This is a genomic window from Streptomyces sp. NPDC059142 (genome assembly GCF_042755665.1).
In the GTDB taxonomy this organism is placed as follows: domain Bacteria; phylum Actinomycetota; class Actinomycetes; order Streptomycetales; family Streptomycetaceae; genus Streptomyces.
The window spans coordinates 19,504-30,963 of the sequence record NZ_JBHZDA010000074.1; the positions used below are offsets into that span (position 1 = coordinate 19,504).

Genomic DNA, 11,460 nt, shown 5'->3' on the forward strand with positions numbered 1-11,460 from the left:
CCGTTGAACGCGCCCAACCCCAACCACACCGCGGTTCGGCGGCCCTACAACACCCTACGGAACCCGTAGGCCAGCGGTGGCCGCACCCCGGTGCGGTCCACGGCCACCACCACCTCCCCCCCCCCCTACCCCCCCCCCCCCCCCGCGATTTTTTTGTGCGCGGACCGTGTGGAACGAGTGGTTCCGGGGAGGTCGGGGAACGGGTGGGTGAGGGCTCTGAGGAGGAGTGCAATTGCACATATTAAATTGGTGTCTTGTAGGAAGGGTGTAAGTCCTGCTCTGTGCAGGAAGTTCTCACGTGACTCCCGTCACACCTCTCTGCTCCGCCGACGGGGTGCGAACCGCTCGCCGGGTACGTGTCAGATCATGGTCGGCGCCTCCGTGGAACGCACACCGCCACGCGGGGCGATGCGGAACGAGGCGGGACGGACCGTCGGCCGGTGGCTGAACGGCAGTCAAACGTCAGCTCGCGGGAGGGGGTTGGTCCCCCGGTAACTTCTCCACGAGGAAACCGGTGCCCCCGGGGGCCGGGTCGAGCGCCGCCGCGGACTCGTCCACGAGCCGCTGGAGGCGATGGCAGATCGGGCAGTACCCGGTGGCGTGCGGGCGCCCCGAAGCGGCTGCCAGATGGGCGCGCAGCAGCGCGCCCGTCTCATGTTTCGTCTGCCTGGCGGGCCTGGCCCGGTCGGTCGGCCTCGCTGTCGATGCGGTCACGCACACCACCCCCGGTGCGGCCCCGGGATGTGACGGACAAGGGGCCTTCTGTTTAGGTACCCCCGGGCCGCGAACCCCGTCAAGGCGCATCGCCCCGGCCCCGGCGGATTTGGGCACGCCATTACTGCGGCGTTACCGCCGCGTCGACGGGCCTTGCCGTATGCAATGGAGTCGGGCGCGGGGGGCACCGGGGAGCGGTGCACGCGGCGGAAGGCGGGCCTCCGGGGACGGGCCGGCCTCGCGTACCCACCGCAGGAAGTTCCGCGTACGGCAGGAAGGTCCGTGCATCGAAGGAAGGTCCGGGTACCGCAAGAAGGCCCGCGTCCGTTGCCGGATGCGGGCCTTCTTCACTGCGGTCCTGACGGGATTTGAACCCGCGGCCTCCACCTTGACAGGGTGGCGAGCACTCCAAACTGCTCCACAGGACCAGGTTTCGCGGCCCCGTAGTGGCGGCTGCGAAACGAGACTCTACAGCAGCTCGGAGGGTGCGGTCGAACTGGATGAGCGAGGCCCCCGTCTCACGGGGCCGCCGCGTCGATCGCCTTCACGATCCGCTTGTCCGAGACCGGCTGCGCCGTGCCCAGCGCGTGCGCGAAGTAGCTCACCCGCAGCTCCTCGATCATCCAGCGGATGTCCAGGACCTCGCGCGGCACCGGCCGTCCCCGCGGAAGCTGTTCGAGCAGCCACGCGTACTCGTCCTGCATCTCGTGGACCTTCTCCATGCGCGTCGTGTCGCGCTGGACGGCCGTGGGCATCTGCTGGAGCCTGCGGTCCACCGCCACCAGGTAGCGCATCAGGTCCGGCAGCCTGCGCAGCCCGGTGCGGGTGACGAAGCCGGCCGGCACGAGGGCCGCGAGCTGGTCCCTGACGTCCTGGACGTTCTTCACCAGCACCAGACTGTTCGTGGCCTTCAGGCGGCGCTCACAGGCCTGCCAGGCGGCCAGGATCTGCTGGACCTGGCCGACCGTCCGTACCGTCGCGTCGACGAGGTCGGCGCGCACCGTGTCGAACAGCTTCCGGAACGACTCCTCGTCCCACGCGGGACCCCCGTGGTCCGCGATCAGCTTGTCCGCGGCGGCCGTCGCGCAGTCCTCGAAGAGCGCCTGCACCGATCCGTGCGGATTGCGGGAGAGCGCCAGCTTCTGCTGGTTGGTGAGCTTGTCGGAGGCGAACTTCGCCGGGCTGACCGGGATGTTCAGCATGATCAGCCGCCGGGTGCCGGCCCACATCGCCTGCTGCTGCTCGGCCTCCGTGTCGAAGAGCCGTACGGCCACGGTCGCGCCCTGGTCGACCAGGGCCGGGTACGCCTTCACCGGCTGGCCGGCCCGCCGGGTCTCGAAGATCCGTACCAGCGTGCCGATCGTCCACTCCGTCAGACCGGTGCGCTCGATCGTCGCGCCGCCCGCGCGCTCCGCGGTGGCCGCCGCGGCCTGGGAGAGGGCCTGGCGGGCCTTGGGGCGGAGCTGGAGCCGCAGCGTCTCCAGGTCCTTCGCCTCGGCGACCTTGCGGCGCCGCTCGTCGACGATCCGGAACGTGATCTTCAGGTGGTCCGGGATCCGGCTCAGGTCGAAGTCCTCGGCCGAGACCGGCACCCCGACCATCCGCTGGAGTTCGCGCGCCAGCGTGACCGGCAGCGGCTCCTGGAGGGGCACGGCCCGGTCCAGGAAGGCCGCCGCGTAGTTCGGCGCGGGCACGTAGTGGCGGCGAACGGGCTTGGGCAGTGACCGGATCAGCTCCACGACCACCTCCTCGCGCAGCCCCGGGATCTGCCAGTCGAAGCCCTCGGCGGTGACCTGGTTGAGGACCTGGAGGGGAACGTGGACGGTGACGCCGTCCGCGTCCGTGCCCGGCTCGAACTGGTACGTCACCCGGAACTTGAGCGGTCCCTGGCGCCAGGAGTCCGGATAGTCGTCCTTGGTGACCGAGCCGGCCTTCTCGTTGATGAGCATCGAGCGCTCGAAGTCGAGCAGCTCCGGCTCCTCGCGCCGCTTCGCCTTCCACCAGGAGTCGAAATGCGCCCCGGAGACCACGTTCTCCGGCACCCGACGCTCGTAGAAGTCGTACAGCGTCTCGTCGTCCACGAGGATGTCGCGGCGCCGGGCGCGGTGCTCCAACTCCTCGACCTCGCCGAGCAGTTTGCGATTGTCATGGAAGAACTGGTGGTGCGTGCGCCAGTCGCCCTCGACCAGCGCGTGCCGGATGAACAGCTCCCGCGACGCCTCGGCGTCGATTCGGCCGAAATTCACCTTGCGGTGGGCGACGATCGGAACCCCGTACAGCGTGACCTTCTCGTACGCCATGACGGCCGCCGCGTCCTTCTCCCAGTGCGGCTCGCTGTACGTCCGCTTGAGGAGATGGCCGGCCAGCGGCTCGATCCACTCGGGCTCGATCCGCGCGTTGACGCGCGCCCAGAGCCGGGAGGTCTCCACCAGCTCGGCGGACATGATGAAGCGCGGCGGCTTCTTGAAGAGGGCGGAGCCGGGGAAGACCGCGAACTTCGCGTTGCGGGCGCCCAGATACTCGTTCCTGCCGCCGTCCTTCCGCGTCCCGTCCTTGCCGTCCCTCCCGCCGTCCTTCTTCGAGGCGTCCTTCTCCTTCACGTCCTTCATGCCGACGTGCGACAGCAGGCCCGCGAGGAGGGAGACATGGACGGACTGCTCCGCCGCGTCCTCCTCGTTGAGGTGGATGCCCATCTGCCGGGCGACCGTACGGAGCTGGGAGTAGATGTCCTGCCACTCGCGGATCCGCAGGAAGTTCAGGTACTCCGACTTGCACATCCGGCGGAACGCGGAGGAGGAGAGCGCCTTCTGCTGCTCCCTTACGTACCGCCAGAGATTGAGGAAGGCGAGGAAGTCGGAGGTCTCGTCCTTGAAGCGGGCGTGCTGCTGGTCGGCCTGCGCCTGCTTCTCGGAGGGGCGCTCGCGCGGGTCCTGGATGGAGAGCGCGGCGGCGATCACCATCACCTCCCGTACGCAGCCGTTGCGGTCCGCCTCGATGACCATCCGGGCGAGCCGCGGGTCCACGGGGAGCTGCGAGAGCTTGCGGCCGAGCGGGGTGAGCCGCTTGGCGGGCCCCTTCTCGCCCATGTCGAAGGCGCCCAGCTCCTGGAGGAGTTGCACACCGTCGCGGATGTTGCGGTGGTCCGGCGGGTCGATGAAGGGGAACTTCTCGATGTCGCCGAGCCCGGCCGCGGTCATCTGGAGGATGACGGAGGCCAGGTTCGTCCGCAGGATCTCCGCGTCCGTGAACTCCGGGCGGGCGTCGAAGTCCTCCTCCGAGTAGAGCCGGATGCAGACCCCGTCCGAGGTACGGCCGCAGCGGCCCTTGCGCTGGTTGGCGCTGGCCTGGGAGATCTTCTCGATCGGCAGCCGCTGGACCTTGGTGCGGTGGCTGTAGCGGGAGATCCGGGCGTTGCCCGGATCGATCACGTACTTGATCCCGGGGACGGTCAGCGAGGTCTCGGCGACATTCGTCGCGAGGACGATCCGGCGGCCGCTGTGGCGCTGGAACACCCGGTTCTGCTCGGCGTGCGAGAGCCGGGCGTAGAGGGGGAGGACCTCGGTGTCGCGGTGCGGGAGCTTCTGGAGCGCCTCGGCGGTGTCGCGGATCTCCCGCTCGCCGGAGAGGAAGACCAGGATGTCGCCGGGCTCCTCGCGCTGGAGCTCCTCGACGGCGTCGGCGATCGCGGTGATCTGGTCGCGGTCGCGCTCGGAGCTGTCGTCCTCCAGGAGCGGGCGGTAGCGGACCTCGACCGGGTACGTACGGCCCGAGACCTCGACGATGGGCGCGCCCCGCTCCGCTCCGCCTTCGCCGCCATCGACGTCCACGGAGGCGAAGCGCCCGAAGTGCCGGGAGAAACGTTCCGGGTCGATGGTCGCGGAGGTGATGACGACCTTGAGGTCGGGGCGTCTGGGCAGGAGCTGGGCGAGATAGCCGAGCAGGAAGTCGATGTTGAGGCTGCGTTCGTGGGCCTCGTCGATGATGAGGGTGTCGTACGCGAGCAGTTCGCGGTCCGTCTGGATCTCCGCGAGCAGGATGCCGTCCGTCATCAGCTTGACGAAGGTCGCGTCCTGGTCGACCTGGTCGGTGAAGCGGACCTTCCAGCCGACCGCCCCGCCCAGCGGGGTGTCCAACTCCTCGGCGACGCGCTCCGCGACCGTACGGGCGGCGATCCGGCGCGGCTGGGTGTGCCCGATCATGCCGCGGACGCCACGGCCCAGCTCCAGACAGATCTTGGGGATCTGGGTCGTCTTGCCCGACCCGGTCTCCCCGGCGACGATCACGACCTGGTGGTCGCGTATCGCCTCCAGGATCGTGTCCTTCTTCTGGCTGACGGGCAATTGCTCGGGGTACGAGACGGCGGGCACCCGCCCCGCGCGCAGCCGGATCCGCTCGGCGGCCTTACCGGCCTGACCTGCGATTTCGTCGAGCACGGCCTGTCGCGCTTCGGGCTTACGGATGCGCCGTGCGCCTTCGAGACGGCGGCCGAGCCGCTGCGCGTCGCGCAGCGGGACGTCGGCCAGCAGGGTCTGGAGGTCGGCGAAGGAAGTAGACATACCGAAACCAGGATCTCACCCGGGCCGACGGAGAGGCGAACGAATTCGTCGTGGGCGTGGGCGGGGGGCCGCGCGGCGCCACCGTACGGCAGGGCGTACGCGGGCCCGCCGGCACCGTACGCGGGACGCCGAGCGTACGCGGGACCCCGGCCGTACGCGGGACCCCTGCGGCACCGTACGGGAGGGAAACAGGAGAACCCCCGTCGGATCTCCCGGACGGGGGTTCGTGCCCTTGCGGGCGGTGGTGGCTGGGGCCGGGATCGAACCGGCGACCTATCGCTTTTCAGGCGATCGCTCGTACCAACTGAGCTACCCAGCCACGCAGCCTCACGGCTGCAAGCGGTCCTGACGGGATTTGAACCCGCGGCCTCCACCTTGACAGGGTGGCGAGCACTCCAAACTGCTCCACAGGACCTAGCAATGTGCGAGCACTAGTCTCGCACACAGTGTTGCGTGCCCCCAACGGGATTCGAACCCGAAATCGTTACCTTCCTGACCTGCGGAGATCCGCGAGAGCCCGGTAACGGCCCCTGTTTGCGTCCCGCCGAGTCCAGCTCGATCCTTCTCGATCCAGCCCCCGTGCTGACATGTCAGCACGGGGCGGCATGCCGTTGTAATTGCAAATTTCAGGTCTCCGAGATGGCGCGAGATGCCCATGATCCCAGGATTCTGCGTCGGGTGTCGTGGTGTTCCGAAACGTGATGGGCGTGAAGCGATCGGTCGGCGACGGAAACCGCGGTGGTGTGCGTCACCGGCGGCTTGACTTCTGCACTGGGTGTGCAGAAGTCTTGGGGCATGGATCTCACCACTGCCCGGGAGTGCGCCGAGCGCTGGAGCCTCAGCCCGGCGACTGTTCGGCGGATCCTCGCCCCGCTCGACCCTGTCGACCGCGATCCCGTCACCGGCGCCATGCGCTATGACCGGGCGGCGGCCGACGCTGCCCGCAATGAGCGGCCCGGCCAGGGGCATCGCGCTGATCTGGCTGCCGAGACCGTTGCGCCCGAGGACTTCTTGCGCCTCATCACTGACGAGACGATTCCGGCCGGGCACCGCGCGCTGTGGGCACTGCTGTGGGAGGGCGGCCTCCGAATCGGCGATGCGCTTGCGCTCGATGTGCGCGATGTCGACCTTGACCAGCACAAGGTCAGCGTGGACTATCCGAAGAGCGAGAGGGACGAGCGCACGATCCCCCTCAGCGAACAGACCGCGGCCCTCGCCCGCGCAGCGAGGGGCGACCGTACCGAGGGGCCGCTCTTCGTGAACCCGAAGGGCGCAGCGCTCAGTCGTGAGTCCGCAGCTAAGTTTGCCGGTCTCGCCGCTCCTGGCATCCATGCCTTCCGAGCCGGTGGACACCAGGTCCGCAGGGGCAAGAAGCCTCCGCGGATCAAGTTCCCGATGTTGGAGCCGGAGGTGAAAGACAAGGACGCTGCGGAGGCTTTCCCCTGCGAATGCATGTGCGGATACGTCCACCTGTACATCCCGGATGCGTGCTGGGGCGCGGCCGATCCAGTGCTGCTGGTCGACGTCACGATCGAGTCCCCGATGAGTGGAGAGCCCGAGGACCGCAGACTTCGGCCGTTCTGTCGAGGCTGCTACGACGCGGTCCTATCTGGTAAGGCAGTGAAGAACGCCCTCAAGAAGATGTCCTGACGGCCGTACGCGATGACTGACCCTTTAGGCGTCGTCGGCACTCGGGCCGCTCGATGGATCCGTGGGGCCGGCGGGTGCGGGCACTCTCTCCTGTGTTGGTTGGCCAGGGCATCGCGGGCGGAGGCTGGCGGCCGTTGCGAGCAGCGAGTCGTCACACAGGTTGAGCAGCAGGTTCCCGACGGCGATCGCGACGACAACGAAGTCGGAGACCGGAGGAGGGATCCAAGCCATCATGCTTGGCGTGGTTATCGCCCAGACTTGGGCACTGCTGTCCGTTGAGTAGGCCAACACCCTTGCGACCAGTGGGAGTCCCCCCGAGTGCGAGACTGAGACCACCTCCCATAATCCGGAAGTGGTCTCAGGCGTAACACCCACAGGTTGAGGGACTGACTCTTTACGCCGTAAAGATGCCGCACGGCGATGAGCTCCCGAGGGCGCGGAGGCGACGGCAACGTCTCTCGAAGAATGTTGTTGGCCACGCCCCCTCTTGGCGGTGGCCGAGCTTCACGCTGCAGACCGGGACTAGTCTCCGTCTATGCCCCAGACGAACACTTCAGCCGACACTCTGCTCATCGCGGACTGCCCGGTGTGCCGCAAAAAGGTACTCGCCGCTGTCCGTGGCGAGGTGGTAGAGCCGCCAGATGACGACATCGGCAGAGAGGACCCGTGCCGGGTAGTTCTGGTGGCTTGCACCACCTGCCAGACAGCGATGGTTCTTGCCAGTAACTTTCTGCAGGGTCCGGACGAGTGGGAGAGCCCAGAGAACGTCTGGCCCAACGGTGCGTCGATGGTGGACGCGCCGCACCGGGTCCAGCGCGCGTTCCAAGAGGCCTACCGATGCTTTCATCAGGCCAACGCCTACTCAGCAACGGCCACGATGGCCCGCAGGACGCTGGAACTGGTCTGCAACGACCAGGGCGCATCCGGGAACACCCTTGCGAAGAAGATCGACTGGCTGAAGCAGAACGACAAGATCGAGGGCCGGCTACTGGACTGGGCAACAGCCCTGCGATTTGTCGGAAACGATGGTGCTCATGGTGATGCGGTCAAGCGGCAGGACGCGGAGGACGCCCTGGTATTCACTGAGGCACTACTGGAGCACATCTACGTACTGACTGTGCAGTACGAGGAGTTCTCAGAGCGGCGCCGAAGGAGGGCACAGAGGAAGGCATCTGCTGTGCCCAGTCCGGCTACCGAGGCATAGGACCATGTAAGACACGGGTCCTAGAAGGGAAGCTCCTCTCCAGCCTCGACTGTGCCGAACGAGCCATCGTTCCGCTTGTCGACCTTCTGATCCCCTTCTGAGCCGGCCTTCGGCGCGTGCTTCTGGCGCGACCCCGCCCTCGCCGACCTGCCGCCCCGCTCTTCGTACGCGAGAGGAAGGGCGCTCAGGCTGAACGTTCAGGGTGGAACCGGTGGGGTTCCACCTCGCGTTGCTTACAAAGACGCGCCCGGCCACCGCTTGTCGGACCGCCAGCTTGGTTGGTTCACCCCCGCCTGCGCGGGGACCGCGCTAAGGTGCTGGGGCAGTGACGCTTTTAAGTTGACACCGGGGGGATCGGCCGACAATGTAGTTTGCGAACAAAATGCGGGACCATGTCCCGGCAGGGCATGATCCCGCAGGCTGGGTTGGTGACACCCGGCCAACTGGCCGTGCAAGCGGTCAGCGAAGGGTGATCAGGGGCCGGTCACAGTCCATGACGCCTCCTCCAGTCAGTGAACCAGTCGCCAACTACTCGGCTGGCCAGCGCTGTCAGGACGGCGATTAAGACCTTGGCCGGTCCCTTCCCTTTTTCACGCGACTCCCCGCTGTTCATGTTTTCCTCCAATGCACCAATGGGCCGTGAGTAAAGCCACGGATTCACTTGCCGGTGATGGAAGCCACATGTGCCGACGGATCGGCATCGCAGTGATGACGATATGTCACGCGAGCCGGGCAGAGGGCCACCTTCCCGGAATGTTCCCTTCATTGCATTTTGGTTCTTTGCCCGGAATGGCGACTTCGAATTGCGCGCCTCGTGCGTTATAACGCGCGTGTGAAGCGCTACGCGAAAATCGGGGCGCCCTCGGTGACGGAAATCTTCACAAGCGGAAGCTGGGGTACGGGGCCGTGTTACCAGAGGCTGAGCGGTCGGCCCGTGCTCATCGCCGTCCGAATGCGCGCCGCGATCTCTGCTTCGGCTTCCCCGTCCTCGCGGCCAGCCCGGATGGCGGCGCCGATCGCGCGGGATCGTCCGGCCGGACCGCGGAGGTCGGCGAGGGGACTGTCCGGGTTTCTGCGGCGGGCCAGCCATTCGGTCCGGTTCTCTGCTGCCGTGCCCAGCCGGAGGTGCGTCGGCTGCTGACAGGAGTGGTTGTCGCAGGTGTGGCAGACGGTCGGGCTGTCGGTTCCCCAGCCGAGTCGAGGGATGACACCGTGCGCGAGTTGGTACCCGTACAGGTGGCCCGGCACCGTTCCCGTTCGTGTCCTGCCCGGCCGCGAAGCGGCCCTGAAGCTGGCATGGCCGGTGCTGGAGATCCCGCCGAGGAAGAACCAGCAGTCCTCGGCTGACGAGGTCCGGTAGACCTTCGCCCAGTACCGGGCTTGAACGGACTCGTCGGCCAGCCAGACCGCCCACTCAATGGCCTTTATGCGGACAGGCGTTGGCTCGCCAATGAGTGAAAGTTGCTCGTCAAGGTAAACGGGCCCGGACCCGTTCACCGCCGCGAGCGGGAAGAGGCCGGGCCCGAAGTCGTTCTCAGGCGGCATCAGCCTGGCTGTCGCCCGTGGTGACGACCTGGGTCGGGATGTTCGAGGTCGAGTAAGCCGCGCCGGCCGCATCCGGTCGAGGCTTACGGGGGAGGGTGGAGCGGGGCCGCTCGGCGCGGGCCCGCAGTTCTTCGATGACCTTCTTCGCCCGCGCGGCGGTAACGGGCTTCGCGTCCCGCTCCAACTCCTCCGCTGGTACGCCCAGCAGTTCCGAGACCAACTCGGCGTCGTTGGCGAAAAGTCGCAGGACGACAGCAGCGGCTTCCCGAGCCGTGACGTCGGCCTCCTCCTTCGCCTTGGCCGCCTTCGCTGCGGCCTCGCGTGCGGTCAGTGCCTTCGCGGCGGCCAACTCCCGCGTCTTCGCCTTCAGCGCCTCAGCGGCGCGAACCCGCCGCCGTAGCTCGGACGCGCTCACCGGTCCTGTCGAATTGGTGCTCACCGTGTCCCCAGGTCTGTTCGAAATCACTGCTCGTCGCGCGCACCGTAGGCACAGGTCCGCGGACATCTCGAACCACGGGTTCGGTGGGGTCAGGTCAGTGATCAGTGCCTCCGGCGGGGGATCGGCCGGCACCGGGGCGGAGGGGGCTTCGTGCCCGGCTGCGGGTTCGTGGGGGTGAGGGTGCTTCCATCCCGCACACCGTCGACCCAGCCAAGGCGAGCAGACACGGCACCGGGCGTCCAGGTCGTTCGTGCAGTGGCGCGCTCCACCTGGACGCCCGGCACCGCGTCCGCTCCACTGCGTGTGGGTCGACGGCGTACGGGATGGAAGCGGGTGAGTGGTGCGGGAGGAGCGTTGCCACCTGCGGGTTTGATGCGGAGCAGGCTTGCCCCGAACCCAATAACATGGTTTAATTAGTGGTGCCGGAAGGGGAGGGCAACCCCCGACCGGCGAACGGCGGACCGACCGGCCGCCGACAACCTCTCTCACCAGGAGAACGCACGTGAGCACCACGAAGGCCCCCGGGAAGCTCGACACCATCCGCGCTCTGCTCGCCACGGCGGAGGACCCCCGCACGCCGGAGTCGGAGGCGGAGTTGGCCCGGAAGCGGGCGTTCGAGATGATGGCGAAGTACGGCGTCGAAGAGGCCATGCTGAGCGACGGGCAGCCGTCGCGGGACGCGGTCACCGCTAAGTACGTCGACCTCCCCAACCCGTGGGCCATGTCCCGTGTCCGGCTGATCTGCTTCATCGCTCAGAGCGTTGGATGCAAGGCCGTGCACATGGGGGTGCGGGGCAAGGTGCGCCGCGTTCACATCGTCGGCCACGAGTCCGACATCCAGCGCGCCGAGGTTCTTTACTCCTCGCTCCACCTTCAGATGCTCGGCGGGCTCAGTGCGCAGGTTGTCCCGTACGGCGTCCGCAGCGCGCGGGCATGGCGGAACTCGTGGACCCTCGGGTTCATCGAGCGCGTCATTGCACGTCTGGAGGCGATCGAGCAGGCCGCACGCGCCACCGCCAGCGAGGAGACTTCGGCCACCGGCCGCAGCGGTGAACTCGTGCTGGCCGACCGTGACGCGAAGGTGGAAGCTCTCTACCGCGAGGAGCACCCGCACGTTCGGCACACGCGCGGCTCTTACAGCGGCAGCGGGTACGGCGACGGAGCCGCCGCAGGCAACCGCGCCGACATCGGAGGTAGCCGCCGCATCGGTGCCCAGAGCGCCGGAGCGATTGCAGCCTGACGCGCCTGTCTCGCCGGGGGGGGCGCCCCCCCCCCCCCCCCCCCCCCCCAAAGCAGAGGGGTGAACCCAGTTAAATGTATTGGGCCCATTAAACAAAAACCAACCTAAACGC

The 11,460-nt window shown here is 67.7% G+C and carries 7 protein-coding genes and 3 tRNA genes; 3 read left to right on the top strand and 7 right to left on the bottom strand.

Going from position 1 to position 11,460, the window contains the following annotated elements; genetic code table 11:
- Positions 1 to 462 precede the first annotated feature (462 nt).
- From ACFXPK_RS23795 to ACFXPK_RS23815, 5 genes are all read right to left on the bottom strand, one after another.
- Positions 463 to 714, bottom strand: coding sequence for a DUF6274 family protein (locus tag ACFXPK_RS23795; protein ID WP_384996322.1), 252 nt, complete (start codon positions 712 to 714; stop codon positions 463 to 465).
- Positions 715 to 1,067: 353 nt separating this feature from the next.
- Positions 1,068 to 1,142, bottom strand: a tRNA-Asp gene (locus ACFXPK_RS23800).
- A gap of 90 nt (positions 1,143 to 1,232) precedes the next feature.
- Entirely contained in the window at positions 1,233 to 5,270 is a 4,038-nt protein-coding gene (gene hrpA, locus ACFXPK_RS23805) for an ATP-dependent RNA helicase HrpA (protein WP_385078380.1), read from the bottom strand.
- 242 nt (positions 5,271 to 5,512) lie between these two features.
- Positions 5,513 to 5,589, bottom strand: a tRNA-Phe gene (locus ACFXPK_RS23810).
- 21 nt (positions 5,590 to 5,610) lie between these two features.
- Positions 5,611 to 5,685 (bottom strand) — tRNA-Asp (locus tag ACFXPK_RS23815).
- 380 nt (positions 5,686 to 6,065) lie between these two features.
- On the opposite strand from ACFXPK_RS23815, the gene ACFXPK_RS23820 reads away from it, so the two are divergent.
- Both ACFXPK_RS23820 and ACFXPK_RS23825 read left to right on the top strand, forming a co-directional pair.
- Positions 6,066 to 6,920, top strand: coding sequence for a tyrosine-type recombinase/integrase (locus tag ACFXPK_RS23820; protein WP_385078383.1), 855 nt, complete (start codon positions 6,066 to 6,068; stop codon positions 6,918 to 6,920).
- 535 nt (positions 6,921 to 7,455) lie between these two features.
- The gene (locus tag ACFXPK_RS23825; protein WP_385078386.1) at positions 7,456 to 8,124 is read left to right on the top strand and encodes a DUF4145 domain-containing protein; all 669 of its coding nucleotides are present in this window, start codon (positions 7,456 to 7,458) and stop codon (positions 8,122 to 8,124) included.
- A gap of 909 nt (positions 8,125 to 9,033) precedes the next feature.
- Here the strand turns inward: ACFXPK_RS23825 and ACFXPK_RS23830 are convergent.
- Both ACFXPK_RS23830 and ACFXPK_RS23835 read right to left on the bottom strand, forming a co-directional pair.
- Entirely contained in the window at positions 9,034 to 9,669 is a 636-nt protein-coding gene (locus ACFXPK_RS23830; RefSeq protein ID WP_385078389.1) for a hypothetical protein, read from the bottom strand.
- A complete protein-coding gene (locus tag ACFXPK_RS23835) occupies positions 9,659 to 10,108 on the bottom strand; it encodes a hypothetical protein (protein ID WP_385078392.1) in 450 nt (149 codons plus the stop codon). Before ACFXPK_RS23835 ends, ACFXPK_RS23830 begins: the two co-directional genes overlap by 11 nt.
- A gap of 502 nt (positions 10,109 to 10,610) precedes the next feature.
- On the opposite strand from ACFXPK_RS23835, the gene ACFXPK_RS23840 reads away from it, so the two are divergent.
- The gene (locus ACFXPK_RS23840; RefSeq protein ID WP_385078395.1) at positions 10,611 to 11,348 is read left to right on the top strand and encodes a DUF2786 domain-containing protein; all 738 of its coding nucleotides are present in this window, start codon (positions 10,611 to 10,613) and stop codon (positions 11,346 to 11,348) included.
- Positions 11,349 to 11,460: the final 112 nt, after the last annotated feature.